24 protein-coding genes are annotated in these 25,004 nt (G+C 65.4%); 16 read left to right on the top strand and 8 right to left on the bottom strand.

Going from position 1 to position 25,004, the window contains the following annotated elements; translation table 11 throughout:
• The gene (locus QX126_RS21145; RefSeq protein WP_315735354.1) at positions 1-405 is read right to left on the bottom strand and encodes a hypothetical protein; all 405 of its coding nucleotides are present in this window, start codon (positions 403-405) and stop codon (positions 1-3) included.
• Positions 366-503, bottom strand: coding sequence for a hypothetical protein (locus QX126_RS21140; protein ID WP_315735351.1), 138 nt, complete (start codon positions 501-503; stop codon positions 366-368). Before QX126_RS21140 ends, QX126_RS21145 begins: the two co-directional genes overlap by 40 nt.
• A 506-nt stretch (positions 504-1,009) precedes the next feature.
• On the opposite strand from QX126_RS21140, the gene QX126_RS21135 reads away from it, so the two are divergent.
• The 3 genes from QX126_RS21135 (at position 1,010) to QX126_RS21125 (ending at position 2,139) form a co-directional block, all read left to right on the top strand.
• On the top strand, positions 1,010-1,279 hold the full coding sequence (locus QX126_RS21135) for a hypothetical protein (protein ID WP_315735348.1): 270 nt from the start codon (positions 1,010-1,012) through the stop codon (positions 1,277-1,279).
• Positions 1,272-1,568: a hypothetical protein gene (locus QX126_RS21130; protein ID WP_315735346.1), complete on the top strand. Its 297-nt coding sequence runs from the start codon at positions 1,272-1,274 to the stop codon at positions 1,566-1,568. Before QX126_RS21135 ends, QX126_RS21130 begins: the two co-directional genes overlap by 8 nt.
• Positions 1,569-1,773: 205 nt before the next feature.
• Positions 1,774-2,139 (top strand): hypothetical protein, encoded by a 366-nt coding sequence (locus QX126_RS21125; RefSeq protein WP_315735343.1) that lies wholly within the window; start codon positions 1,774-1,776, stop codon positions 2,137-2,139.
• A 21-nt stretch (positions 2,140-2,160) separates the two neighbouring features.
• Here the strand turns inward: QX126_RS21125 and QX126_RS21120 are convergent, their stop codons facing one another.
• Together QX126_RS21120 and QX126_RS21115 are read right to left on the bottom strand one after the other, a co-directional pair.
• The gene (locus QX126_RS21120) at positions 2,161-2,715 is read right to left on the bottom strand and encodes an ActR/PrrA/RegA family redox response regulator transcription factor (RefSeq protein WP_315715137.1); all 555 of its coding nucleotides are present in this window, start codon (positions 2,713-2,715) and stop codon (positions 2,161-2,163) included.
• A 174-nt stretch (positions 2,716-2,889) separates the two neighbouring features.
• Positions 2,890-4,245 carry an ActS/PrrB/RegB family redox-sensitive histidine kinase gene (locus tag QX126_RS21115; RefSeq protein ID WP_315735341.1) on the bottom strand — a complete coding sequence of 452 codons (1,356 nt, stop codon included), beginning with the start codon at positions 4,243-4,245 and terminating at the stop codon, positions 2,890-2,892.
• Positions 4,246-4,342: 97 nt separating this feature from the next.
• Here QX126_RS21115 and QX126_RS21110 point away from each other — a divergent pair, with 97 nt between their 5' ends.
• The 5 genes from QX126_RS21110 (at position 4,343) to QX126_RS21090 (ending at position 11,444) form a co-directional block, all read left to right on the top strand.
• The gene (locus tag QX126_RS21110) at positions 4,343-5,134 is read left to right on the top strand and encodes an ABC transporter ATP-binding protein (RefSeq protein WP_315756844.1); all 792 of its coding nucleotides are present in this window, start codon (positions 4,343-4,345) and stop codon (positions 5,132-5,134) included.
• Positions 5,131-5,943, top strand: a complete 813-nt coding sequence (locus tag QX126_RS21105) for an ABC transporter permease (protein WP_315773163.1) — start codon at positions 5,131-5,133, stop codon at positions 5,941-5,943. Before QX126_RS21110 ends, QX126_RS21105 begins: the two co-directional genes overlap by 4 nt.
• 124 nt (positions 5,944-6,067) lie before the next feature.
• Entirely contained in the window at positions 6,068-7,396 is a 1,329-nt protein-coding gene (locus QX126_RS21100) for a polyhydroxyalkanoate depolymerase (protein WP_315735335.1), read from the top strand.
• Positions 7,397-7,604: 208 nt separating this feature from the next.
• Complete coding sequence (locus QX126_RS21095; RefSeq protein WP_315735333.1) at positions 7,605-8,444, top strand: SprT family zinc-dependent metalloprotease; 840 nt, start codon at positions 7,605-7,607, stop codon at positions 8,442-8,444.
• A gap of 318 nt (positions 8,445-8,762) precedes the next feature.
• A complete protein-coding gene (locus tag QX126_RS21090) occupies positions 8,763-11,444 on the top strand; it encodes an EAL domain-containing protein (RefSeq protein WP_315783407.1) in 2,682 nt (893 codons plus the stop codon).
• A gap of 185 nt (positions 11,445-11,629) precedes the next feature.
• Here QX126_RS21090 and QX126_RS21085 read toward each other — a convergent pair whose 3' ends face one another.
• The gene (locus tag QX126_RS21085; RefSeq protein WP_315783405.1) at positions 11,630-13,840 is read right to left on the bottom strand and encodes a penicillin-binding protein 1A; all 2,211 of its coding nucleotides are present in this window, start codon (positions 13,838-13,840) and stop codon (positions 11,630-11,632) included.
• Between the two features lie 155 nt (positions 13,841-13,995).
• Between QX126_RS21085 and QX126_RS21080 the strand changes: the two genes are divergently transcribed.
• The 4 genes from QX126_RS21080 to QX126_RS21065 all read left to right on the top strand — a co-directional run bounded on the left by QX126_RS21080 (position 13,996) and on the right by QX126_RS21065 (position 15,968).
• On the top strand, positions 13,996-14,424 hold the full coding sequence (locus tag QX126_RS21080; protein ID WP_315756848.1) for a DUF1330 domain-containing protein: 429 nt from the start codon (positions 13,996-13,998) through the stop codon (positions 14,422-14,424).
• A 212-nt stretch (positions 14,425-14,636) separates the two neighbouring features.
• Positions 14,637-14,951, top strand: coding sequence for a metalloregulator ArsR/SmtB family transcription factor (locus QX126_RS21075; protein ID WP_315783403.1), 315 nt, complete (start codon positions 14,637-14,639; stop codon positions 14,949-14,951).
• Positions 14,948-15,307: an SRPBCC domain-containing protein gene (locus QX126_RS21070; protein WP_315783402.1), complete on the top strand. Its 360-nt coding sequence runs from the start codon at positions 14,948-14,950 to the stop codon at positions 15,305-15,307. The genes QX126_RS21075 and QX126_RS21070 overlap by 4 nt, the downstream gene beginning before the upstream one ends.
• A gap of 43 nt (positions 15,308-15,350) precedes the next feature.
• Positions 15,351-15,968, top strand: a complete 618-nt coding sequence (locus tag QX126_RS21065; RefSeq protein WP_315783399.1) for an ATP-dependent Clp protease proteolytic subunit — start codon at positions 15,351-15,353, stop codon at positions 15,966-15,968.
• 257 nt (positions 15,969-16,225) lie between these two features.
• On the opposite strand, the gene QX126_RS21060 is transcribed toward QX126_RS21065, so the two are convergent.
• From QX126_RS21060 to QX126_RS21050, 3 genes are all read right to left on the bottom strand, one after another.
• Positions 16,226-17,452, bottom strand: coding sequence for an ABC transporter substrate-binding protein (locus tag QX126_RS21060; protein ID WP_315735318.1), 1,227 nt, complete (start codon positions 17,450-17,452; stop codon positions 16,226-16,228).
• A gap of 514 nt (positions 17,453-17,966) precedes the next feature.
• Positions 17,967-18,332 (bottom strand): DUF1304 domain-containing protein, encoded by a 366-nt coding sequence (locus QX126_RS21055; protein ID WP_315783397.1) that lies wholly within the window; start codon positions 18,330-18,332, stop codon positions 17,967-17,969.
• 93 nt (positions 18,333-18,425) lie between these two features.
• Positions 18,426-21,221 (bottom strand): [protein-PII] uridylyltransferase, encoded by a 2,796-nt coding sequence (locus QX126_RS21050; RefSeq protein ID WP_315783395.1) that lies wholly within the window; start codon positions 21,219-21,221, stop codon positions 18,426-18,428.
• Between the two features lie 196 nt (positions 21,222-21,417).
• Between QX126_RS21050 and QX126_RS21045 the strand changes: the two genes are divergently transcribed.
• The 4 genes from QX126_RS21045 (at position 21,418) to QX126_RS21030 (ending at position 24,882) form a co-directional block, all read left to right on the top strand.
• A complete protein-coding gene (locus QX126_RS21045; RefSeq protein WP_315783392.1) occupies positions 21,418-22,392 on the top strand; it encodes an aliphatic sulfonate ABC transporter substrate-binding protein in 975 nt (324 codons plus the stop codon).
• A 293-nt stretch (positions 22,393-22,685) separates the two neighbouring features.
• Complete coding sequence (locus QX126_RS21040) at positions 22,686-23,531, top strand: ABC transporter permease (RefSeq protein WP_315783390.1); 846 nt, start codon at positions 22,686-22,688, stop codon at positions 23,529-23,531.
• Entirely contained in the window at positions 23,531-24,316 is a 786-nt protein-coding gene (locus QX126_RS21035; protein WP_315783388.1) for an ABC transporter ATP-binding protein, read from the top strand. Before QX126_RS21040 ends, QX126_RS21035 begins: the two co-directional genes overlap by 1 nt.
• 56 nt (positions 24,317-24,372) lie before the next feature.
• The gene (locus QX126_RS21030) at positions 24,373-24,882 is read left to right on the top strand and encodes an OsmC family protein (protein WP_315756858.1); all 510 of its coding nucleotides are present in this window, start codon (positions 24,373-24,375) and stop codon (positions 24,880-24,882) included.
• Positions 24,883-25,004: the final 122 nt, after the last annotated feature.

Here is a 25,004-nt window from a genome sequence, read left to right as displayed (position 1 = left end):
TCAATCGAAAGCCGACGGCAACTCGCCGTGGCGGAAGAGGACCGTCGGCTCATCGTCATAGTCACCCATGTCGGGATCGCCCGAGGATGAGAAGGCGACGACGCCTGCCTTGCTCGACACCAGTCGTTCCGCAGTCCGGAGCGCGCTCGCTTCCGTCTTGCAGGCGATCGGCGTCTCGGCTTTCGCGCGTCCGCCCCGGCCGGCGCTGAACGCCTGAACGAAATAGATCGTTTCGCGCGCCATGTTCTGTCCTTTGGGCTGTCGAGTACGGTCGGCCGCGTCGCCGCATTGCGCGCGGCGTTGATTGCGCGCGGCCCTGCGGCCTTGCGGGAGAACCATCCAGACTGATGAGGACCGGAAATCTCCTAGCGCTTCTTCTTGTCGCTGGAAAAATCCGGCTGCCATGCTCCGGTCTTCTGGCTCGGCGCTGCGGCAATGCTCTTGGGCTTTTCCTTCTTGGGCTTCTTGGCTTCGCGATTGCCTTTTTGCTGACCTTTGGCCATGTCGATCTCCTCTCGGCTCGGGTTGGAGCTGGTTCAACGCATCGAAGGCGCCGCGTCGATCCTGCGTGCGCGGCGTCACTGCCTATCGGCCGGGTGGCCGTCGTCCACCGGCTGCCGACGGGGCGCACGGTGGTCTGATCTACGAATGCAGCGCGGCAGTTGCGAGCGCGAGAAGGATCAGCAGAAGCGGCACAATGATGGGTGGAACGATCCACTCGCTCAGACGAAACTGCGGCATTGGCTGTCCCTCGCGTGTTTGCGGCGGGAGCGCTCGTGACCCTCAGTCACCGATGAATGCCGTCGGAATGGCGGTGATCGCCATTGATACACCCTGGCTCCTGCAATAGCGAGCACCAAAGCGCAGCGACACGGTCCGATGACGCCCGGCCGCTCGTCACGTCGTGCTGATGAGAAAGCGGTGGCTATTGCCGGCCGTAAGGCGCATGCTCCGAAGAGCTCGAAGTTGCGACAAGCGACAGCGAGGCTGTCGCGAAAGGTAGGCGCAGATGAGCATCCGCTCGCGGCGCGAATTCGTCACCTTCAAACATCCGTTCCGGATCAGAAGCATCGAGCGTCTCTTGCCCGAGGGCACCTACGAGGTGGTCACGGACGAGGAGCTGATCGAAGGATTGTCCTTTGCTGCCTACCGTCGGGTTGCGACGATGATGATGCTGCCCGCCGCCGGCTCGCGCTCTGCGGCCGTCGAGATGGTGTCCGTCAGCTCGGTCGATCTTGCAGACGCGCAGCGTGTCGACGCGAGTGCGTCGGATGACTGACGAACCGCTCGATCTCGACAGACACCGCGGGATGAGCGCGCAGAAGGCCGTGGACCTGCGTCGCGCTCTGGCCGAGGCCGAAAGTCACGCGCGGGACCTGCGCGAGCGGCAGGCTGTTCTCGAGCAGCACTTGCTCGCCAACGCGGCTGCGTCGTGGCCGGAAGCCGCCGCGAAGGCGCGCTATCTCCTGAACATGTATGCCGCGAGTCTTGCGGAACAGGATACCAGGCACCGGGAGCTGATCGCCGCCGTCCTGGCCGACTTCTCCCGGCTGACGGGGGAGAGCTGACGCGAGCCGGGGCATCGGGGCGCCGCTTGGCCTTGGATCCCCCGCCCGATCCAAGACTGTTGCTGGCGCAACAACATTCGCTTGTCCCGCCCTCCCGGCAATTTCCCATCTCTGCCCGATAAATGCCCCGCATGGGGCGCAACATCTCGGAACATTTTTAAGGCTCGAGCGGTATCCAGCCGAGGGGTGCGAACAGGAACGACAGATGCGACGGGTGCTCTTGGCGTTGACACTGCTCTACGCGACCGGAGTTCGCGCGGAGGAGATGGCGTTTTACGTCCTGGGCGTGGGCGCCGATTCCTGCGAGCGCTTCATCACCGCCGCCGAGGAGCAGCCGCCCGGCACCTACAAGGCGATCGGCAATGCCGACGGCCCCTACGTCAACGCCATCTCAAAGTATCAGCAGTGGATGATGGGCTACGTCTCCGCCATCAATGCGGACCGCGGCGACGAGGGCCGGCAGATCAAGCTCGATCTGACCGAGGTCGACAGCTGGATGCGCAATTGGTGCAGCCGCAATCCGCGGCGCACCGTCTTCCATGCGCTGCAGGCATTCGTGAAGTCGCACTGAGTGCGGACGAGCCGCAAAAGCCTACTTCGGCGCGCGCTTGGCGAGGATGCGCTGCAGAGTGCGGCGGTGCATGTTGAGCCGGCGGGCCGTTTCCGAGACGTTGCGGTTGCACATCTCATAGATGCGCTGGATGTGCTCCCAGCGGACACGGTCGGCCGACATCGGATTCTGCGGCAGCTCGGACTTTTCGCTGGTGGTCGACAGCAGCGCTGCAACGACGTCGTCGGCATCCGCCGGCTTGGCGAGATAGTCGACGGCGCCCATCTTCACCGCCGTCACGGCGGTGGCGATATTGCCGTATCCGGTCAGCACGATGGCGCGGGCCTCGGGGCGCTTGCGCTTCAGCGCCGACACCACGTCGAGGCCGTTGCCGTCGCCCAGCCGGAGGTCGACCACGGCGAAGGCCGGCGCTGCCTTGCCGATCTGTGAAATACCTTCGGCGACGCTTTCGCAGGAGGTGACCGTGAAGCCGCGGGTCTCCATGGCGCGCGACAGGCGCTCCAGGAACGGCTTGTCGTCCTCCACGATGAGGAGAGAGCGGTCCGGGTGGTTCGTCAGTTCGGCGATGGCGCCCACGGTCATATCCTTGAGAAGAAGGCTCGATGGTTGCGAGACGTCTGGTCCATCCTCATATGGTCTGCCGACCGGCCGCTGCCAAGATCGCGGGTTGCCGCAGTGTGCGGCGTGACGCCGCGCGGGGCGGGTGTGCCGTATGCCAGGACCACGCCGGCGGCGGCTGCCGCCGAGGCTTCATTCCGGCTCCGCCTCGCCATCGTCGTCCTCGCTGGCCTCGAAGCGCCGTCGCGGCCACACGATCTGGACTACGGCGCCATGGTCGGGGAAGGTGCGATTGCTGAACGAGACCTTGGCTCCGGTCCGCTCCAGCAGCGTGCGGGCGATGAACACGCCGAGCCCGAGGCCGCCGCCCTGGTTACCTCCCGGGCCGTCCTCGGCGCTGGGCCGTCGCGACAGATAGGGCTCGCCGATCCGCTTCAGGATATCAGGCGCGAAGCCGGGGCCGTCGTCGGACACCACGATCTCGACCGTCTCATTGTTCCACCAGGCGTTCACCTCGACGGCGTTGCGCGCGAAGTCGACGGCATTCTCCAGGATGTTGCCGACGCCATAGAGGATCGCCGGGTTGCGCGAGCCGACCGGCTCCTTGGCCGCGGCCACGGCGACGCGCACCTTGATGTCGACGCCGAAGTCGCGATGCGGGGCCACCGTCTCCTCGATCAAGGTCGACAGCTTCATCCGGTCGTACATCGACCCGATCGAGGACAGCTGGGTGATCTTGCCGAGAATGTCGCGGCAGCGCTGCGCCTGCTCGCGCAGGGTCTTGATGTCGGAGGTGACCTGGCTGTTGTCCTGCAGGGCGCGCTCCAACTCGCGCGAGATCAGCACGATGGTCGCGAGCGGGGTGCCGAGCTCGTGCGCGGCGGCCGCCGCGAGACCGTCGAGCTGGGTGAGGTGCTGCTCGCGCGCCAGCACCAGCTCGGTCGCCGCCAGCGCGTCCGACAGCTTGCGCGCCTCCTCGGTCACCTGGAACGCATAGAGGCTGGTGACGCCGATCGCGAGCGCGATCGAGAGCCAGACGCCGAACAGATAGATCGGCGGGAAGATCAGCGGCTCCTCGCCTTCCCACGGCAGCGGCAGGTGCATGAAGAACAAGGCGGTTGCGCAGGCCACGGCGAGCAGGCCGAGCATGATCGTCAGGCGGACGGGGAGGGCGGTCGCCGAGATCAGCACCGGCGCCAGGAACATGTAGGAGAACGGATTCTCCAGCCCGCCCGTGAGATAGAGCAGCACCGTCAGCTCGACGATGTTGAGCGCGAGCAGGCCTCCGGCGTGGGCCGGCTCCAACAACTGCATCGGGTTGAAGGCGATCTGCAGGCCGAGATTGAGCAGCGCCGAGATGCTGATCACCGCGAGACAGGGCACCACCGGCAGGTCGAACTCCAGCCCCTGCACCACGATGAAGATCGCGCTCAACTGACCGAGCGCCGCCAGCCAGCGCAGCCGCAGGATGGTGTCGAGCCGGACGCGCTGTCGCGGATGGCGATAGTCGGTGTCGGGCGTGTCGATGATCAGGGCGTCGTCGGTCATGACGGGAACCTAATGCCGCGCAGGCGCGGCGACAAATCTGGCCGGCCGTTGGTGGCCTGTTGCGGTTTGCGGCACAATGCCTCAATGAACCCCTCCCATGACGCAAGATGACGCAGTGCCGACCCTCTCATCCGATTCCAGCTCGGTTTCGCCCGCGATTGCCGTGTCGCGGCTGACCAAGGTCTACAAGACGACGACCGCTGTCGACGGCATCTCCTTTGCGATCCGCCGCGGCAGCATCACCGGGCTGCTCGGCGGCAACGGTGCCGGCAAGACCACGACGATTGCGATGATCATGGGGCTGGTGCAACCGACCTCGGGCGAGGTCGCCGTGCTCGGCCACAGGATGCCGGACGAGGCTGCTGCCGTGCTGGGGCGGATGAATTTCGAGAGCCCCTATGTCGACATGCCGATGCGCCTCACGGTGCGGCAGAACCTCACCATCTTCGGCCGGCTCTATGCGGTGGACCACCTCAAGGAGCGGATCGCGGAGCTCGCCGCCCAGCTCGACCTGACCGACTTCATCGATCGTGCCAATGGCAAGCTCTCCGCCGGGCAGAAGACGCGCGTCGCGCTGGCCAAGGCGCTGATCAATGATCCCGAGCTGCTGCTCTTGGACGAGCCGACCGCCTCGCTCGATCCTGACACCGCCGATTGGGTGCGTGGCCATCTCGACAGCTACCGCAAGCGCCGTGGCGCCACCGTGCTGCTCGCCTCGCACAACATGCTGGAGGTCGAGCGTCTCTGCGACCGCGTCATCATCATGAAGCGCGGCCGCATCGAGGACGACGACAGCCCGGCGCAGATCATGGCGCGCTACAACCGCTCGACGCTCGAGGACGTATTCCTCGACGTCGCCCGCGGCCGCGACCGGGAGGCCGCGCAATGAACGATCTTTCGCTCCGCATCGCCCCGCACCGGATCGGCGCGATGATCCTGCGCTACTGGTATCTGCTGCTGTCGTCCTGGCCGCGGCTGCTGGAGCTGATGTACTGGCCGACCCTGCAGATCATCACCTGGGGCTTCCTGCAGACCTACATCACCGCCAATGCCGGCTTTTTCGCCCGCGCCGGCGGCACCCTGATCGGCGCGGTGATCCTGTGGGACATCCTGTTCCGCGGACAGCTCGGGTTCTCGATCTCCTTCCTCGAGGAGATGTGGGCGCGCAACATCGGCAACCTGATGATGAGCCCGCTGACGCCGATCGAATTCCTGCTGGCGCTGATGACGATGAGCCTGATCCGGTTGGCCATCGGCATCATCCCGATGACCCTGATCGCGGTCTGGTTCTTCGACTTCAACCTCTACAGCCTCGGCCTGCCGCTGGTCGCCTTCTTCTGCAACCTGATCTTCACCTCCTGGGCGGTCGGCATCTTCGTGTCGGGGCTGGTGCTGCGCAACGGGCTCGGCGCCGAGAGCATCGTCTGGACGCTGATGTTCGCGCTGATGCCGCTCGCCTGCGTGTACTATCCCGTTCAGGTGCTGCCGCATTGGCTGCAACTGGTCGCCTGGTCCCTGCCGCCGACCTACGTGTTCGAAGGCATGCGCGCGCTGCTGGCCGATCACGTCTTCCGATCGGACCTGATGCTGACCGCGCTCGGGCTCAATGCCGCCCTGCTGCTGGCGTCGTTTGCGGCATTCATTGCCCTTTTGCGTAGCGCGCGCCGCGCCGGCTCGTTGCTGGCGGCAGGGGAATAATTGCGCTTTTCCCGTGGATTTCCGGGCTCATTTCGTCGCTTTGCGGCGTTGACACGTACAACACCGCATTGACGCTTAATTGCGCATTCGGCAGTATGCTGCATTGCAGAGAGGTTGAACGAGAATGCCGATAGGTGAGTTTGGCGGTGCACCGCCCCTGGCGTCGGAAGGCAGTCCGGTCCTGACGACGCCGATGTACTGGATGTACGAAATGGCGCACGCCTCGCTCAATCCGGCGCGCGCTGTCACCGACGCCACCAAGATCCTGTTTCAGAACCCGCTCAATCCCTGGGCCCACACCCAGATGGGCAAATCGGTCGCGGCGGCCTGCGAGCTGTTCGAGCGCACCACGCGCCGCTACGGCAAGCCCGAATGGGGCCTCGACGAGACCGAGGTCAACGGCATCCGGACCCCCGTCGAGGTCCGCTCGATCTGGGAAAAGCCGTTCTGCCGGCTGCTCTATTTCGACCGCAAGCTGACCCGCCCGCTGCGCAGCCCCCAGCCCCGGCTGCTGATCGTGGCGCCGATGTCCGGCCATTACGCGACCCTGTTGCGCGGCACGGTGGAAGCGTTCCTGCCGACCCACGAGGTCTACATCACCGACTGGTCTGACGCGCGGATGGTCCCGCTGGCCGAAGGCCGCTTCGATCTCGACGACTACATCGACTATGTCATCGAGATGCTGCGCTTCCTCGGCACCAACATGCACGTCATGGCGGTGTGCCAGCCGGCGGTGCCGGTGCTGGCGGCGGTGTCTGTCATGGAGGCCGAGCGCGACCCGTTCGCACCGATCTCGATGACCCTGATGGGCGGCCCGATCGACACCAGGCGCAACCCGACCGGCGTGAACAATCTCGCCCAGGAGCGCGGCATCGACTGGTTCCGCAACCACGTCATCACCAAGGTGCCGTTCCCGCATCCAGGCGTCATGCGCGACGTCTATCCGGGCTTCCTGCAGTTGAACGGCTTCATCAGCATGAACCTCGACCGCCATGTCGACGCCCACAAGGCGCTGTTCGCCAACCTCGTGAAGGGTGACGGTGACCAGGTCGACAAGCACCGCGACTTCTACGACGAGTATCTCGCGGTCATGGACCTGGCTGCGGAATATTATTTGCAGACGGTGGAGACCGTGTTCGTCAAACATGCGCTGCCGAAGGGCGAGATGACCCATCGCGGCACGCTGGTCGATCCGTCGAAGGTCACGCGCGTGGCCTTGATGACAGTCGAAGGTGAGAAGGACGACATCTCCGGTCTCGGTCAGACCGAAGCGACGCACGGACTCTGCTCGTCGATCCCGGATCACCGCCGGGTTCACTACGTGCAACCGGGTGTCGGTCATTACGGCGTGTTCAACGGCTCGCGATTCAAGTCGGAGATCGTGCCGCGCATCAACGATTTCATGCTGTCGGCAGCCGATCCGAAGTCGCTGCTCGCCATTGCGGCTGAATGAGCGAAGACGATGGTCACCGCGCATCCGAATCCGGATGCGGGGTAACCCTTTGAAGGGACGCTAGAAACCGGAACTCAGGAGTGACTCAAGCAGTGAATGTGGCGTCGCTTCTTGAGCGATGCTTTTGAATCTGAATTCATGTTTTTGGGGGCGCGCGAGGCCCAACCGCTAGGGTGCGGAACCTTCCGAACCCCTGTATGTTGGGCAAATGATTTGTTTTTGCGCCGAGCGCTTTCCCTGGCGGTGGATATGGCAAAATCCGGGCGAGTTCTTCCCTCCCGGACTGACAGAAATGGCCACTCGCGCGCTACTTTATCGGCGGCCCGCCGAACCTTCGCGTCTTCTCGTCAAGCATGGCTCGCAAATCTACTCGATTAGATTGCGGCGTCACCGTCGTGCGCGACGTTATACCCTGAGAATTCATCCGTCGGATCGCGAAGCGATCCTCACGATGCCTCCGCGCGGCACGATCATCGAAGCGAAAGACTTCGCGCAGCGTCATGGCGCGTGGATCGCGGCGCGTCTTGGCCGTCTGCCGAAGGCGGCGCCGTTCCTGCCGGGCACGTTGGTGCCGTTGCGCGGCGTGCCGCACAAGATCGTGCATCGCGCGGGCGAGCGCGGCACGGTGTGGACCGAGACGCGAGACAGTGGCGAGAAGATCCTGTGCGTGGCCGGCGGGATCGAGCACACCGAGCGCCGGGTGCTCGACTTCCTGAAGCGCGAGGCGCGCCGTGACCTGCAGAAGGCCGCCGACGCCTATGCCGAGCAGCTCGGCGTCAAGGTTAAGCGGCTGTCGATCCGCGACCAGTCGAGCCGCTGGGGCTCATGCACCTCGGCCGGCTCGCTGTCGTTCTCGTGGCGCCTGATCCTGGCGCCGCCCTTCGTGCTCGATTATCTTGCCGCGCACGAGGTCGCTCATCTGATCGAGATGAACCACTCGCCGCGGTTCTGGAAGGTGTGTGGCAGGATCTGCTCCTCGGTCGAGCGCGCCAAGAAGTGGCTCGACACCTGCGGCAACGATCTGCATCGCTATGGCATCGACGACTGAGGTCTCGACGATAGAGCATCTCGACGATGCGAGTCCCAATGGCCCGGCCTTCTGGTCCGGGCCATTTCTTTGTCGAGTTCCAATCTGCATCGATGAACTCAGAACCCGCGTGCGGACTATCGAATTCTTAAGCCTTCTCGCCTGCAGTCGGAGGATATTGCTCAATTCGGCGGCGCCTTAACGCGGCCGTAACGCTGCGCTCGCCAGATTTACCGCGATCAACCCCAAGGTGACGTCCCAGCGAGCTGCCGGGTCGTTCGCTGCAACCAAAGCGCCGATCGTTTCTCTCGAAACGTGCAGCGCGCCTCGAATCGAACGATGCCTGCAAGCGAGTTCCAACCGGCCGCATCCACACAATTGCTCTCGGCCGCGCTCGACGGTGCCTCCGAGGCGATCCTGTTTCTCGACGCGCTGGGCCATGTCCAGCACGCCAACCAGGCGGCGTCGGTGCTGCTGCGGCGTGAGCCGGCCGCTCTGATCGGCGCTGACCTCGAAAGCCTGGGTCTGCCCGCGGATCTGATCCCGGCGCCCCCCTGCGACGAGACGACGGACGCGCAGCAGGAGGCGGACCAGTCCGAAGCCCGCGAAATGACGATGCGCCATGCCGATGGCGGGCGGACCCGCCTCCGCCTGTCGCTGTGCGCTCTCCCGCCGGGCCGTGACGACGAGCCGGTCCGTTCGCTGCTGTTCATTCGTGACGTGACCACCGAAGTCGACATGCGCGAGCGCAATGCGCTGCTGACGTCGGTCGCCGACCGGACCAACCGGGCCGTCATCGTCACCGATCGCGAGCTCAACGTCCTCTATACCAACGCCGCCTTTGCCGGCCTGTTCGGCTACACGCCTGAACAGGCGATCGGGCGCCGCGCCGAGGAACTGCTGATCGGCCCCTGCACCGATCCCGCCATCATCGACCGGCTGAGGCAATGCCTCGAGGACGATCGCGGCATCGAGGAGGACGTGCTGGTCTACGACAAGGACGGCCGCGAGATCTGGACGACCGCCTATGTCAAGGCGCACCGGACCAAGCGGGGCAAGGTCAGATATCTGTTCGGGCTGCTCACGGACATCCGGGAGACCAAGCAGTTGCGCTCGCTGCAGCAGCTGATCATGGCGTCGCTGGCGTCCGACGTTTCGATCACGACCATCGCCGATCAGCTGTGCCGCCGGGTCGAAGAGCTCGCCCCGGACGTCGTCTGCTCGATCCTGCACGTCGATTCCGATGGCCGCATGCATCCGCTCGGCGGCCCCAGCCTTCCGCCCGCTTATTCGGCCAGCCTCGACGGCGTCGCGATCGGGCCGGACGTCGGCTCCTGCGGCACCGCCGCCCATCTCTGCGAGCCGGTGCTGTCGCACGACATCGACAATGATCCGCGCTGGCAACCCTACAAGGCCGGCCCGCTCGCCGCCGGCCTGCGCGCCTGCTGGTCGTCGCCCATCAAGGGCAAGGACGGCCGTGTCATCGGCACCTTTGCCTTCTACTTCCGTGAATGCCGCGGCCCCAGCTCCTGGCACGAGCAGATCGTGGCCGCCTGCGTCCAGCTCGGTGCGCTCGCCATCGAGCGCCAGGAGGTCCGCTCGACGATCTCACAGGTCGCCTATCATGACATGCTGACGGGCCTGCCCAACCGTGCCCGCATCCCGTCGCTGATCGCCGAAGCCATCAAGGCCTGTCCGGAAGGCGGACACGTCGCCGTCGCCTTCCTCGACGCCGACAATTTCAAGGACGTCAACGACACGCTGGGCCATGCCGCCGGTGACGAGTTCCTGGTCGGCTTCGCCAACCGCCTGCGAGCGCAGATCCGCAACGGCGACATGCTGGGCCGTCTCGGCGGCGACGAGTTCGTGATCGTGCTGCAGAACCGCGATGCCCTGGAAGCCTCGCTCGCGGCGGCGCGCATCACCGCCGCGCTGGCGATGCCGCTGACGATCGGCAAGCGCCAGGTGCCGATGTCGGCGAGCATGGGGCTCAGCCTCTATCCTGATAATGCCAAGGACATCGAGACCCTGATCAAGCAGGCCGACGCGGCGATGTACAAGGCCAAGCGCGGCGGCCGGGCGACCTACCGCTTCTTCAGCGCCGACATCGACAAGCTCGCCGAAGAACGGCTGATGCATTCGACTGCGCTGCGCGAGGCGATCGCCAGCGAGGCCCTGACGTTGCACTATCAGCCGCAGATCCGCACCCGCGACGGCGCGATCCACGGCGTGGAAGCGCTGGCGCGCTGGCACGATCCGGTGCTCGGCGAGGTCTCGCCCGCCAAGTTCATTCCGCTTGCCGAGGAATGCGGCCTGATCGAGCAGATCGGCGTGTGGTCGATCAAGCTGGCCTGCCAGCAGATGGCGTCGTGGCGGCGTGCCGGTCTCGACATCCCCTGCATCTCGGTGAACCTGTCGCCGATCAACTTCCAGAACGTCAATCTGGCGGCGATGGTGGCGCAGATCCTGGCCGCCAACGATCTGCCGGCGAAGATGCTGATGCTGGAGATCACCGAGGGCGTGATCCTCAACGAGCGCGCCACCGTGATCGCGACCATGAACGAGCTGCGCAACATGGGCGTCGGCCTGTCGCTGGACGATTTCGGCACCGGCTATTCGAGCCTCAGCCGGCTGGCCCAGCTACCGATTGACGAGTTGAAGATCGATCGCAGCTTCATGCGCGATTTCGAGAACGACAGCGGCACGCGGGCGATCGTGACCGCGGTCGTGCGCGTCGGCCAGAGCCTCGACGTGGCCGTGGTCGCCGAAGGTGTCGAGACCGAGCCGCAGCGCAAGCTACTGGCCGAGCTCGGCTGCGATGCGATGCAGGGCTTCCTGTTCGCGCGGCCGATGGCCGCCAGCGCCTTCAGCCGCTGGCTGCTGGACTACAGCGCCCATCGCGCGAGCCTGATGCTGCGGCTCGTCGGACGCGCGCTGGCGCAGGCCTCCGGTGATGCGAAAGGCGAGGGTGCTGCGAAAAGCGAGCCGTCATCGCGGCCCGTTGCGGCCGCCGCGGGCTGATCAGGCCGGACTCACTGTCTTCCCCTGACGAGCATCGCTCGTTGCGTCGCACCACGCAGCGCATTTGCGCTTCCGTCGTCATTCCCGGGCAATCGTCAACGCGCATCCGCGCGTTGAACATCGAGATTCCGAGTTCGAGGCCTGCGGCCTTGCCCCGGAATGACGGTGGTCGTGGTGCAATCAAATCAGCGCCGGCCGCCGAACAACCGGTCCACCAGCCAGCCGTCGAGCCCGGCCGCGGGCTCCGGACGAACATTGCTGCGGCTCGGGCTCGGCGCCGCCGAGCGCGCCGAGTAGGCCGCATTGGGCGCGGGGGCCGACGGTGCTGAAATCTGCGAGGCGATCTGCGCCAGCGTCGGCACAAGGCCGGAGCCCTGCGCGTTCGGCAGCGCCGCCACCGGCACGCCCTGATGCGCCGCGCGCATGAAGCGGGTCCAGACCTCGACGGGTAGGCCGCCGCCGGTCGCCTTCCTGGTCGGCGAGTTGTCGTCATTGCCGAGCCAGACGCCGGTGACGAGGCGCGCGGTGTAGCCGATGAACCAGGCGTCGCGGAAATCCTGGCTGGTGCCGGTCTTGCCGGCGGCGATCCAGCCCGGGATCTCCGCCTTCTTCGCGGTGCCGGAGATCAGCGTCTCCTGCATCATCTGGTTCATCATCGCCGCGTTGCGCGGCTCGATCACCTGCACCGGCTGCTCGGCCTGGCGCATGTAGAGCAGTTTGCCGTCGAGCGTCCTGATCCGCGTCACCACATGCGGCGAGACGCTGACCCCGCCATTGGAGAACGGCGCGTAGGCGCCGACCAGCTCGATCATCGACACCTCGGAGGTGCCGAGCGCGATCGACGGGTTGGGATCGAGCTTGGAGGCGATGCCCAGGCGGTGTGCGGTCCGCACCACGTTCTTCGGTCCGACCTCGAGACCGACACGCACCGCGACCGTGTTGAGCGACATCGCCAGCGCCTGGGTCAGCGTCACCGGGCCGAAATATTCGCGGGTGTAGTTCTCCGGCTTCCAGCCCTTCAGGTCGAGCGGCGCGTCCTGGCGCACCGTGTCCGGCGTCAGGCCCTGCTCGATGGCGGTGAGATAGACGAACGGCTTGAACGCCGAGCCGGGCTGGCGCTTGGCGGTCACGGCGCGGTTGAACTGGCTGTCCGCGTAGTTGCGGCCGCCGACCATCGCACGCACGGTCCCATCCGGCGTCATCGCCACCAGCGCGCCCTGGCTGACGTTGAATTTCACGCTCTTGGCCGCGAGCTCGTCGATGATGGCGGCCTCGGCGACGGATTGCAGCTTCGGATCGATCGTGGTCTCCACGACGATCGACTCCTCGACCTGGCCGACGAGGTCGTCGAGCACCTCGCCGATCCAGTCGGCGACGTAGTTCACGGTGCCGGCGCCGGCCGGCTTCACCGCCACGGAAGGATGCGCGATCTGGGCCTGCGCCTGGGCGTCGGTGATGAACTTGGCCTCGGCCATCGCCGCAAGCACGGTCTGCGCGCGCTTGGCCGCGCCCTCCGGGTTGCGGTTCGGCGCCAGCCGCGACGGCGACTTGACGAGACCTGCGAGCATCGCGGCCTCGCCGATCGTCACCTGCCGCGCGGACTTGCCGAAATAGCGCTGCGCCGCCGCCTCGACGCCATAGGCGCCGGAGCCGAAATAGACCCGGTTGAGATACAGCTCGAGGATCTCGCGCTTCGAATATTTGCGCTCCAGCCACAGCGCCAGCTCGGCCTCCTGCAGCTTGCGCGCCAGCGTGCGCTCCTGGGTCAGGAACAGGTTCTTGGCGAGCTGCTGCGTCAGGGTCGAGCCGCCCTGTGATACGCCGCGATGCAGGATGTTGGCGACGACAGCGCGGGCGATGCCGATCGGGTCGATGCCGAAATGCTGGTAGAAGCGGCGGTCCTCGATGGCGATGAAGGCCTTCGGCAGATAGGGCGGCAGATCCTTCAGCGCGACATTGGCGCCGGCCATCTCGCCGCGCTGCGCCAGCATGGTGCCGTCATAGCCCACGATCTCGATCGTCGGCGGCCGCTTGGGGATCTCCAGCGACTGGATCGGCGGCAGATGCGCGCCGGCCCAGATCACGACGCCGACCAGCGCGATCACGCCCCACAGGCCGCAGACCAGCGCCCAGTAGAACATGCGCCCGATCGGCAATCCCCAGCGCGACCTGCCGCGGCTCGGCTTTGGTTTCGGTGTTGAGGTCTTCGGCTCGCGCGCCGGCACATCGTCCTCGTCGTCGGGCTCGACCGGCCTTTTCTTCGCAGCGGACTTCTTGGGCGCGTTGTTGCCGGAGGGGATGCGATCCTTGGGGTCGAGGCGCAGATCGGCCATCGCGGCCGCAAGACCGAATCGCGGCTCCTTGCGTCCGCCGCTCTGTTTCCGTCCCCGCGCCATACGCAACCCGAGCCCGCGACCCCGCCGTCCGACCACGGTAATGTCCGGAGTTTAAGGGGCAGTTAGGAAGAGCTTAACGCGCGATTAGGAGTTTCGCGCCGCTAACGCCGCGTTATGGTTAAGCGAAGGTCAACAACAATCAGGCGAGGGAATTCATGGGCCATATCGATCCCACCAAGGAGGTGTTCGCGCAGTTCCGGGAGAATGACCGCCCGGGTCCGATCCACATGCTGAACCTGGTGCGGCTGCGCAAGGAGGCGGCCTATCCCGATGGACGCAAGGTCAGCGGCGCGCAAGCCTATGCCGCCTATGGCCGCGAGAGCGGCCCGGTGTTCGAGCGCCTCGGCGGCCGCGTAGTCTGGCAGGGTCGTTTCGAACTGATGCTGATCGGTCCGCAGGAGGAATACTGGGATCACTGCTTCATCGCCGAATATCCGAGCGTGCAAGCCTTCGTCGAGATGATCCGCGATCCCGTCTATCGCGAGGCAGTGAAGCACCGCCAGGCTGCGGTCGAAGACTCGCGCCTGATCCGCCACGCTGTGCTGCCGGTGGGCAAGAACTTTGGCGAGGTGCCGGCGGGGTAAGTCTGACTACACCCGCAAGATTGGTAGTCCGCAGTCGCCAAGCAAAAGGTACGTTCCCTCCCTCCTTGTGGGGGAGGGAGCGCGGCAGTGGGCTGAGTGAGAGCGAGTCCTGATCCAGAAGCGCCCAGGCGCGTCGCTCTGCTCGAAGACATCTGCGCTCTCAGCCTCCGATGCCGCTTGCATGACACATAAGTTTATGCTTATGTGTTGGCATGATCGAGAGTGACATCTTCAGGGCCCTGGCTGATCCGACGCGATACGCGATCTTCGAGAAGCTGGCGAACGGCAGCATGAATGCCAGCGCGCTTCGCGAGGGTCTGACGATCAGCCAGCCGGCGATGTCCCAGCACCTCGCGGTTCTCAGAAGCGCGGGATTGGTGAGGGAAGAACGGCAGGGTCGCTTCGTCAACTATGAGGTCGATCCGGAGGGCCTGGCGCAGATCGCGCGCTGGCTGGCGAAGTACCGCGCCTACTGGCCGTCGCGGGTCAATGCGTTGAAGGCCGTGCTGAAGGACATGGACCAATGACCGATATCAAGGCTGACCGGCAGAGCGACGATCTGGTGCTCGACTACGAACTCGACGCTCCGCCGGAGAAGGTGTGGCGGGCGATCAGCATTCCCGCGCTGCGCGAGAACTGGCTGCCTTCAGGAGAATTGGCCGATGCCGCCCCGGTCTCCTCGACGCCCGGCGAAGAAGTTCGCTACCGGATGCGCGACGACGAACCGCCGTATCTTGAGAGCATCGTGACGTTCCAGGTCATGCCCAACGCCGCAGGCGGGACCAGGCTGAGAATCATTCACGGACTGGTCGTCACAAAGCTGATGCGGCGGACGCCGCCGGTGGCGAACAGCAACCGGCGCAGCCTGATGCGCGCGGCTTGACACTCTAGTTCACTAACAACTCACTGAAACCGGGAGCTCGCGCATGCGCGACACGATGCAACTCGTCCCTATGGTCATCGAGCAGTCCAGTCGGGGCGAACGATCCTTCGACATCTATTCGCGGCTGCTCCGTGAGCGGATCGTCTTCCTGAACGGCGAGGTCAACGACACGGTGTCCGCCCTGGTCTGCGCGCAACTGCTGTTTCTCGAGGCGGAAAACCCAAAGCGGCCGATCCATCTCTACATCAATTCACCCGGCGGCGTGATCACCAGCGGCCTCGCGATGTATGACACGATGCAATTCGTCAAAGCACCGGTACACACGCTCTGCATGGGAACGGCGCGATCGATGGGCTCGTTTCTTCTGATGGCGGGAGAGCCCGGCGAGCGGACGGCGCTGCCCAATGCAAGTCTTCACGTCCATCAGCCGCTCGGTGGTTTTCAGGGCCAGGCGTCCGACATCCTGATTCACGCCAAGGAGATGGAGCAGACCAAGCGCCGCATGATCAGGCTCTACGCCGAGCATTGCGGACGTACGTATGAAGACGTCGAGCGCACCCTGGATCGCGATCACTTCATGACCGCGGACGAAGCCTTACAGTGGGGCTTGATCGACCGGGTCGTCAAGCAACGAGACCAGGGTGAGGTCATCAACGACTGACACTTCCTCGACGCGACGGCGGATCCTACCGCAACAGCCGTTGTCACCCGCGATGCGGTCGAATGGCCGTCGGCGAGCGCACGCAGCGGCGAACGGGCGCAACCCGTGCCGCAATGCAGAACGGGGCCGCGCTATCCCGCAGCCCCGTCCCATCGATGTTGACCGCGTCATTCCGGGGCGATGCGCAGCATCGAATCCGGAATCTCGAGGGTCCGGGCTCGTCGCTATCGCACGCCCTGGAACGACGTCGAGTGCAGCTAGCCCGCCGCGCCCTTGTCCTCCAGGATCGGGCCGAACAGCTCCCAGCGCTCACCGTTGAACTTCATCATCTGTAGTTGCTTGTTGACGCGATAGTCGGTCGGCGAGGTGTTGATCTTCATGCCCGGCAGCGACAGGTCGCCGACGACGTCCTTCAGCGACGCCGCCTGCTTCATGACGTTCTCGCGCGTCAGGTTGTCGCCGCACATCTGCAGCACCGTCACCAGGAGCTGTGCGTTCCCGTAGCCATAGACGTTGAAATTGGAGTTCTTGTCGCCGTCCGGATAATACTTGGCCATGAAATCCAGATAGCGCTTCATGCCCGGATCGTCCTTCCAGGTCGGATCGAGCGGGTCCTTGCCGTAATTGACCGAGATCACGCCCTTGGAGGCTTCGAGGCCGGCCGGTTGCATCACTGCGCCGACAGAGGTGGCATTGATATCGACGATGTGGACGGGGTGCCAGTCGAGCTCATGCAGCTTCTTGATGGCCTGAGCGGCTTGCTTCGGCGTCGCGGCGGAGAACAGCAGGTCGGCGCCGGCGGCCTTGATCTTGAGGATCTGCGAGTCGATGGTCGGATCGGACACCTCGTAGGAGGCATCGGCGACGATCATGGTCGATGCCTTGTCACCCAGGCCGGCCTTGATCCCGTTCAGATAGTCCTTGCCGAGATCATCGTTCTGATAGAGCACGCCGATCTTGGCGTTGGGATGCTCCTTCAGAATGTACTGGCCGTAGATGCGGCCCTCGGTGAAGTAGTTGGGATTGTACCCCATGGTCCAGGGGAAGTTCTTGGGGTCGGTGAACTTGGTGGCGCCGGTGGCGGCGAACAGCTGCGGCACCTTCTTCGCGTTGAGGTATTTCTGGACCGCGGCGTTGGACGGCGTGCCGATGATCTGGAAGGTCAGCAGCACCTCGTCGTCCTCGACCAGCTTGCGGACCTGCTCGACCGCCTTGGGCGGCGAATAGGCGTCGTCATACTGGATCAGCTTGATCTTGCGGCCATTGATGCCGCCCTGCTCGTTGATCATGTTGAAGTAGGCGGCCTGGGTCTTGCCGATCGAGGCATAGGCCGAGGCGGGGCCCGAGAACGGCACCGTCTGGCCGACCTTGATCTCGGTATCGGAGGCGCCGGGATCATACTTCTTCTGGGCCGAGGCTGACGTGACGGAGAGGGTGACGGCCAAAGCGGCCGCGCCTGCAAGACGGAAATATCCCTGTCGCATGGGGTCTGCATTCCTCCTGAATGTTGTTGTGCGGCTGGTCTGCCCGGACGGGCGCCATCGCTACAGGCAGTGTGGAGGAACGGCTTGGCGGACGCAAGGCGAGCCGCCACCGGGACTGCGGCGGTTCCGCGGGGCGAGAGCTTAGGATGCAAGCTCGATGATCGTGACTTCGCACCATTGCGAGCCAAGCTGCCCCCTGACATTCAGTGTCGTCCCGGCCAAGCCCTGGCGTCGCGCAGCGACGTCAGGGCGCAGAGCCGGGATCCATAACCACAGGCCGCCCTGTGGCGAAGACTCGGAGTTGCGATCCTGCCTCGAACGTCGCCCGGGAGTATGGGTCCCGGGTCGGCGCACGCCGTCGCGTTGCGCCGCCGTGCTTGCCCGGGACGACATCTGTGGTCGCTGCTTCAAAACGGCTTCGCCATTTTGCGCGCGAATGTCCCGGAATGATGTCCTCATGGGCACCGACATCGTCCGCAGGCGTCTCGAAAGACGGCCGCGGACTCGGTGCTGATCAAGCCGCCAGCCAGACGAGCATCAGGCCGACTGCTGCCGGCACGCTCTGGATGAACAGGATCTTGCGGCTCGCCGTGGCGGCGCCATAGAGGCCCGCGACGAGCACGCAGAGCAGAAAGAACACCTTGATCTGAAAAGCGAACACCGGCGCCGGATGCGCGAGGCCCCAGAACAGGCCGGCGGCGAGGAAGCCGTTGTAGAGGCCCTGATTGGCGCCGAGCACCTTGGTCTGCTCCGCGCGCTCCGGCGTGTTGTTGAACGCCCTCAAGCCGGCCGGCTTGGTCCAGAGAAACATCTCGAGTACGAGAATGTAGACGTGAAGCAGGCCGATCAGCCCGACGACGATGTCTGCAATCAATGCCATGGTTCGGCTCCCCCAAGCCTGCCGGGACCGGCGGTGGTGCCGGCCCCCTCGTTCAAATCTTCTCCGAGCGGCTCAGGGCCGCGCGATGGTCTCTCATGCCGCCGGTTGGGCGGCCGCGTCGTCGTTCGCCAACAAATGCAGCAGCGCGCTCTTGATCGCCGCCTGCCGGGTCGGCGCGTTGATCTGCGCGCCCAGGAGGTCGGTGACGTAGAACACGTCGCGGGCGCGTTCGCCGAAGGTGGCGACATGGGCCGACGCGATGTTGAGATTCAGCTTCGAGATCGCCGTCGTCAGCTCGTACAGCAGGCCGGGGCGGTCGAGGCCGGAGACCTCGATGACGGTGTAGAGCTCCGACCATTGATTGTTGATGGTCACTTCCGGCTCGACCGAGAACGCCTTGTGCTGCTTGCCGCGCGTCGTCCGCCGCGCCACGGCGTCCGGCAGCCGCAGCTTGCCCTCCAGCACCTGCTCGATGGTCTCGCCGATCCGGGTCGCACGCCGGCCCTCGTCCTCATCGCGCTCATACTCGCGGGAGATCGCGATGGTATCGAGCGCGCGGCCGTCGGTCGTGGTATAGATCTGGGCATCGACGATGTTCGCCCCGGCGGAGGCGCAGGCGCCGGCGATGATCGACAGCAGCCACGGATGGTCCATCGCGAAGATCGTCAGCTCGGTCACGCCGCGCGCCGGATCGAAGCCGACATTGATCGCGAGCTTGTGGCCGGCATCCTCGCTCGATCGCACGAAGCGGGCATGGCGGATCTTGCGCGGCAGCTCGACCTTGAGCCAGTAGGCCGGATAATGCCGGCCGATATAGGTGTTGAGCTCGTCCTCGGGCCAATCGGTGAAGGCGTTGCGGAATTCAGCCTGCGCCGCGGTGATGCGCTTGGCGCGGTTGACCTCGGAGAAGCCGCCGGTCAGCACCGGCTCGGTCTCGTAGTAGAGCGTGCGCAGCAGTTGCGCCTTCCAGCCGTTCCAGACGCCGGGGCCGACGCCGCGGATGTCGGCGGTGGTCAGGATCGTCAGCAGCTTCATCTGCTCGACGGACTGCACCACGGCGGCGAAATTCTCGATCGTCTTGCGGTCCGACAGGTCGCGCGACTGCGCCACCGTCGACATCGTCAGATGCTCCTCGATCAGCCAGGCGACCAGCTCCGTGTCGGCATTGTTGAAGCCCAGCCGCGGGCACAGCCGGCGCGCGATCTTGGCGCCAGCGATGGAATGGTCCTCGGGCCGTCCCTTGGCGACGTCGTGCAGCAGCACGGTGATGTAGATGACGGCGCGGTGCTCGGGCCGGATCTTGCGCATCAGGTCGGAGGCCAGGGTGAACTCGTCGATGCCGCCGCGCTCGATCTCCTGCAGAAAGCCGATGCAGCGGATCAGGTGCTCGTCGACCGTGTAATGATGATACATGTTGAACTGCATCATCGACACGATGCGGCCGAAGGCGCGGATGAAGTGGCCGAGCACGCCGGTCTCGTTCATCCGCCGCAGCACGACCTCGGCATCGTTGGAGGTCAGGATCTCCATGAACAGCCGGTTGGCCTCGGGATCGTCGCGCAGCTCGGTGTTGATCAGGTTCAAGGAGCGCGTGACCGCGCGCATCGCGTCGGGATGGAAGGCGAGGTTGTTCTTCTGCGCCAGCCGGAAGATGCGGATCAGATTGACCGGATCGTGCTTGAAGACGTCGGGCGCGGCGAGGTTGATGCGGTTGTTGTCGACGATGAAGTCGTCACTCTCCGGCACGCGCCGCCAGGTCGAGCCGGTGGTCAGGCGCGAGATCATCCGGCTCAGCACCGGCGCCGGCTTGGCCTGTTGGTCCTCGAGCTTGGCGCACAGGATGGCGGTAAGATTGCCGACCTCCTTGGCGACCAGGAAGTAGTGCTTCATGAAGCGCTCGACATCCTGCATGCCGGGATGGCTGGTGTAGCCCAGCCGCACCGCGATCTCGCGCTGCAGGTCGAATGACAGCCGTTCTTCCGGACGCCCGCTGACGAAATGCAGGTTGCAGCGCACCGACCATAGGAAGTCCGCGCAGCGCCGGAAGGTGCGGTATTCATGCGCGTCGAACACGCCGCGCTCGACCAATTCGGCGGTCTCGCGCACGCGATAGACGTATTTGGCGATCCAGAACAGCGTATGCAGGTCGCGCAGGCCGCCCTTGCCGTCCTTGACGTTGGGCTCGACGAGATAGCGCGACTGGCCGCCGCGGCGGTGCCGCTCCTCGCGCTCGGCTAGCTTGGCGGCGACGAACTCGGCGGCGGTGCCCTGCACCACCTCGTTGTCGAAGCGCGCGACCAGCTCGTCATAGAGCGGCCGGTCGCCGGCGAGATAGCGCGTCTCCAGGATCGCGGTGCGGATGGTCATGTCGCCGCGCGCCTGGCGGATCGACTCGTCGACCGAGCGGGTCGCATGGCCGACCTTCAGCCCCATGTCCCACAGCGAGTACAGGATGGCTTCGGCGACCTGCTCGCCCCAGGCGGTCTGCTTGTAGGGCAGGATGAACAGGAGATCGATGTCGGACTCCGGCGCCATCAGGCCACGGCCATAGCCGCCGGTGGCGACCACCGCCATGCGCTCGGCGCCGCTCGGCACCTGCGAGCGGTAGAGGTGCTCGGTGGCGGCGGCGTAGAGGATGCGAATGATCTCGTCCTGCACGAAGCAGAGCTGCTCGGCGCAGCGCCGGCCATGGCGGTCCTTCAACAGTTGCGCCTGGGCGGCCGCGCGCGCCTTGACCAGCTCGGCCTTGAGGAATTGCACTACGGCGGCGCGGAACATGTCCTCGCGTCCCGAATGCTGCGCGGCCAACGCGTCGACCGCAGCGGCGATGCCGGCGCTATCGAAATCGGAAAGGCTATCAGGGTGGGAATTGGGGGCGACGCTGTCCATGGATGCAACCGGATATCGAACAAGGCCTGTGCTGTCACGAAACTTCCAATGCAACAATCGATCCATGCTGTCATCGGTGGTCACGGGATGATGATCGTTCTGAATGGTGCCGTCGAAAGGAAAAGCAATTCTCGCGTGCCCCTGGCATAACTCATTGAAACCACAGCAATGTTTCTTGAGGCTTGGAGGGATGACGATGGGTGGATTGTCGAGGCGCGGATTTGCTGCGGTTGCGGCCGTGGTTCTCCTGGGATGCGGCGCTGCACGCGCGGCCGAGCCGGTGAAGGAGATCCGCTTGGACTGGGCGACCTACAATCCGGTGTCGCTGGTGCTGAAGCAGAAAGGACTTCTGGAGAAGGAGTTCGCCAAGGACGGCATCAGCATCGTCTGGGTGCAGTCGGCCGGCTCCAACAAGGCGCTCGAATTTCTCAACGCCGGCTCGCTCGATTTCGGCTCGACCGCCGGCTCCGCCGCGTTGGTCGCCAGGATCAACGGCAATCCGATCAAGTCGGTCTACGTCTATTCGCGGCCCGAATGGACCGCGCTGGTCACGGCCAAGGATTCCAAGATTGCCTCCGTGGCTGACCTCAAGGGCAAGCGGGTCGCGGTGACCCGTGGCACCGATCCGCACATCTTCCTGGTGCGCGCGCTGCTGTCAGCCGGCCTCAGCGACAAGGACATCACGCCGGTATTGCTGCAGCACGCCGACGGCAAGGCGGCGCTGATCCGCGGCGACGTCGACGCCTGGGCCGGGCTCGATCCGATGATGGCGCAGGCCGAGGTCGAGGAGGGCGCCAGGCTGTTCTACCGCAAGGCCGACGCCAACACCTGGGGCATCCTCAACGTCCGTGAGCAGTTCCTCAAGGACAATCCCGAGATCGTCCGCCGCGTGCTCGCCACCTACGAGGTCGCACGCAAGGACGCGCTGGCGAATTACGACGACCTGAAGAAGACCTTCATCGCCGTGACCAAGCTGCCGGAGACCGTCGTCGACAAGCAACTCAAGGAGCGCACCGAGCTGACCCACAGCCGCATCGGCGCGCCCCAGCGCGAGTCGATTTTGGCTGCTGGCCTCGCTTTGCAGCAGGCCGGTGTCGTCGATGCCAAGGTGGATGTGAAGGCGACGCTGGATGCCCTGATCGACGACCAGGTCCCGCTGCCGACGAACTAGAACGCACGAAGCACTGTTGCAGATACAACCAATGCTGCAGACAAAATAACGGTGTCGTCCCGGACAAGCCCGCCAGCGCGGAAGCGCTGGCGGGCGCAGATGCGGGACCCATACTCCGTGAAGGTCGTTGGGAGGCAGGCTGGAGCGGCATCTCGTCTCACCACGGCGGCCGCGGAGTATGGGTCCCGGCTCAAGGCCGGGACGACAGCAAGTTAGGAGCGCCGTCCTCGGCCCCATTACCATCCACCACCATCACCACGCCTTGCATTCCCGCGCGGGACACTGTTCTCACTATGACCATGACCGTCGAATTGCAGGCGCCGGCTGCCGCCACACCGCAGACCGCCAGCCAGCCATGGCTCACGCGGCTGACGCGCCCGCTGCTCGGCTTGCTGCTGCCGCTGTCGCTCGCACTCGCCTGGGAGCTTGCCGTCCGGGCCGGCTGGTCCAACGGCCGGCTGGTGCCGCCGCCCTCGAAGGTCTTCACCACCATCGCCGAGCTCGCCCGCTCCGGCGAACTCTCCCGCCACATCACGATGACCTTGACCCGCGTCGGCGTCGGTTTTGGCCTCGGCGTCATTGCCGGAACTGTCCTCGGCGGCATCTGCGGCTATTGGGGCCTCGCCCGGCGGCTGGTCGATCCCACCATCCAGGCGCTGCGCGCGATTCCCTCGATCGCCTGGGTGCCGTTGTTCATCTTGTGGCTCGGCATCTTCGAGACCTCCAAGGTGGCGCTGATCGCGGTCGGCGTATTCTTCCCGGTCTATCTCGGCCTGACCGGCGCGATACTCTCGGTCGACCGCAAGATCGTCGAGGTCGGCCGCATCTTCCGTCTCTCCGGGCCGGCGATGATCCGCCGCATCCTGCTGCCCGCGGTGCTGCCGGCGTACGTCGTGTCGCTGCGCGTCGGCCTCGGCTTGGGGTGGATGTTCGTCGTCGCCGCCGAGTTCATGGGGGCGTCGGAAGGGCTCGGCTACCTCCTGATCGACGGCCAGCAGCTCGGCAAGCCGGCGCAGATCGTGGCGGCCATCGTGATCTTCGCCATCATCGGCAAGGCGACCGACTGGCTCCTGGAGATCGCCACCGCGCCGCTGTTGCGCTGGCAGGACAGCTTCGCACGCCAGAGCGGGGCCGCCTGATGTTGTCGTTGCAAGCCGTCACCAAGGTCTATCCCAACGGCGTCCACGCGCTGGAGCGGTTCTCGGCCGAGATCCAGCTCGGCGAGATCATCGCCATCATCGGCGGCTCCGGCTGCGGCAAGTCGACCTTGCTGCGCGCCGTCGCCGGGCTCGACCGCGCCAGCGCCGGCACCGTGACGCTCGACGGTGAGGCGATCATGGCGCCGCATCCCAAGGTCGGCATCATCTTCCAGGAGCCGCGGCTGCTGCCGTGGCTCACGGTCGCCGACAACATCGGGTTCGGCCTGTCCGAGTTGCCGGCGGCCGGGCGCCGCGATCGCGTCGCGCGCGCGCTCGAACGTGTCGGCCTCGCCGACAAAGCGAAGGTCTGGCCGCGCGAATTGTCCGGCGGCCAGGCGCAACGCGTCGCGATCGCCCGCGCATTGGTGGCGCGGCCGGAGGTGCTCCTGCTCGACGAGCCGTTCTCTGCGCTCGATGCCTTCACGCGCAAGGACCTGCAGGACCACCTGCTCGACCTCTGGGCCGATACGCGCCCGACCCTGGTGCTGGTCACGCACGACGTCGAGGAAGTCGTGGTGCTGGCCGACCGCGTGATGGTGATGCGGCCGCATCCCGGCCGGCTGTTCGAGGAGATCACCATCAATCTGTCGCGGCCGCGCGACCGCAACGCGCCCTTGTTCGACCAGTTCAGGCGCCATGTGCTCACTGCACTGGATCGCTCGCTCGACCGGACGATGCCGGACGCGCAGGGCAGGCGTGACGCCGGCGGCAGCCTGTGGTGGTGACTTTGGCGGCCCGGCCCGGTACATCTCGTCCGAAATGACTCCGGGAGAGAACGACAATGGATGCTGCCGAGCTGCGCGCCATGCAGGCGCCGATCAAGGAACGCTACAAGGCCGATCCGTCCGCCGCCGTCATCACGCTGAAGGCCAAGGGCGAGGTCGGCGGTGAGGGCCTGACCTGCAAGCTCGAGACCGGGCGCGCAATGGCTGTGGCCGGCCTGCATCCGGGGACCGGCGGCTCGGGGCTCGAGCTGTGCTCCGGCGACATGCTCTTGGAAGCGCTGGTCGCCTGCGCCGGCGTCACCCTGAAATCCGTTGCGACCGCCGTCGAGGTCCCGCTCAAGAGCGGGCTGGTGCTGGCCGAAGGCGATCTCGATTTCCGCGGCACGCTCGGCGTCGACAAGGAGGCCCCCGTCGGCTTCCAGGAAATCCGCCTGCGCTTCGAGGTCGACACCGACGCGCCGCAGGACAAGCTCGACCTCTTGCTCAAGCTCACCGAGCGCTATTGCGTGGTGTATCAGACCATCAAGAACGGCCCGAAAGTGTCGGTCAGCCTGAAGCGGGTGTGAGGTCGCCCTCGCCTTGCCGCTGATGACGACAAGCTGGTGAGGCTTGTGCGGTCTGCGCCTCCCCCGCGTGCGGGGGAGGTCGCCGTGCATCGCAGATGCGCGGCGGGTGGGGGAATTCTCTC

Origin of the sequence: Bradyrhizobium sp. SZCCHNPS1003 (assembly GCF_032381555.1) — a bacterium.
Classification (GTDB): Bacteria; Pseudomonadota; Alphaproteobacteria; order Rhizobiales; family Xanthobacteraceae; genus Bradyrhizobium.
This window is presented reverse-complemented; position numbering and strand designations above follow the sequence as displayed.

Coding starts and splice junctions, on each gene's coding strand:
- QX126_RS21145 (WP_315735354.1), bottom strand. CDS start 405: ATGGCAGCCGGATTTTTCCAGCGACAAGAAGAAGCGCTAGGAGATTTC.
- QX126_RS21140 (WP_315735351.1), bottom strand. CDS start 503: ATGGCCAAAGGTCAGCAAAAAGGCAATCGCGAAGCCAAGAAGCCCAAG.
- QX126_RS21135 (WP_315735348.1), top strand. CDS start 1,010: ATGAGCATCCGCTCGCGGCGCGAATTCGTCACCTTCAAACATCCGTTC.
- QX126_RS21130 (WP_315735346.1), top strand. CDS start 1,272: ATGACTGACGAACCGCTCGATCTCGACAGACACCGCGGGATGAGCGCG.
- QX126_RS21125 (WP_315735343.1), top strand. CDS start 1,774: ATGCGACGGGTGCTCTTGGCGTTGACACTGCTCTACGCGACCGGAGTT.
- QX126_RS21115 (WP_315735341.1), bottom strand. CDS start 4,245: ATGACCGACGACGCCCTGATCATCGACACGCCCGACACCGACTATCGC.
- QX126_RS21110 (WP_315756844.1), top strand. CDS start 4,343: ATGACGCAAGATGACGCAGTGCCGACCCTCTCATCCGATTCCAGCTCG.
- QX126_RS21105 (WP_315773163.1), top strand. CDS start 5,131: ATGAACGATCTTTCGCTCCGCATCGCCCCGCACCGGATCGGCGCGATG.
- QX126_RS21100 (WP_315735335.1), top strand. CDS start 6,068: ATGCCGATAGGTGAGTTTGGCGGTGCACCGCCCCTGGCGTCGGAAGGC.
- QX126_RS21095 (WP_315735333.1), top strand. CDS start 7,605: ATGATTTGTTTTTGCGCCGAGCGCTTTCCCTGGCGGTGGATATGGCAA.
- QX126_RS21090 (WP_315783407.1), top strand. CDS start 8,763: ATGCCTGCAAGCGAGTTCCAACCGGCCGCATCCACACAATTGCTCTCG.
- QX126_RS21085 (WP_315783405.1), bottom strand. CDS start 13,840: ATGGCGCGGGGACGGAAACAGAGCGGCGGACGCAAGGAGCCGCGATTC.
- QX126_RS21080 (WP_315756848.1), top strand. CDS start 13,996: ATGGGCCATATCGATCCCACCAAGGAGGTGTTCGCGCAGTTCCGGGAG.
- QX126_RS21075 (WP_315783403.1), top strand. CDS start 14,637: ATGATCGAGAGTGACATCTTCAGGGCCCTGGCTGATCCGACGCGATAC.
- QX126_RS21070 (WP_315783402.1), top strand. CDS start 14,948: ATGACCGATATCAAGGCTGACCGGCAGAGCGACGATCTGGTGCTCGAC.
- QX126_RS21065 (WP_315783399.1), top strand. CDS start 15,351: ATGCGCGACACGATGCAACTCGTCCCTATGGTCATCGAGCAGTCCAGT.
- QX126_RS21060 (WP_315735318.1), bottom strand. CDS start 17,452: ATGCGACAGGGATATTTCCGTCTTGCAGGCGCGGCCGCTTTGGCCGTC.
- QX126_RS21055 (WP_315783397.1), bottom strand. CDS start 18,332: ATGGCATTGATTGCAGACATCGTCGTCGGGCTGATCGGCCTGCTTCAC.
- QX126_RS21050 (WP_315783395.1), bottom strand. CDS start 21,221: ATGGACAGCGTCGCCCCCAATTCCCACCCTGATAGCCTTTCCGATTTC.
- QX126_RS21045 (WP_315783392.1), top strand. CDS start 21,418: ATGGGTGGATTGTCGAGGCGCGGATTTGCTGCGGTTGCGGCCGTGGTT.
- QX126_RS21040 (WP_315783390.1), top strand. CDS start 22,686: ATGACCATGACCGTCGAATTGCAGGCGCCGGCTGCCGCCACACCGCAG.
- QX126_RS21035 (WP_315783388.1), top strand. CDS start 23,531: ATGTTGTCGTTGCAAGCCGTCACCAAGGTCTATCCCAACGGCGTCCAC.
- QX126_RS21030 (WP_315756858.1), top strand. CDS start 24,373: ATGGATGCTGCCGAGCTGCGCGCCATGCAGGCGCCGATCAAGGAACGC.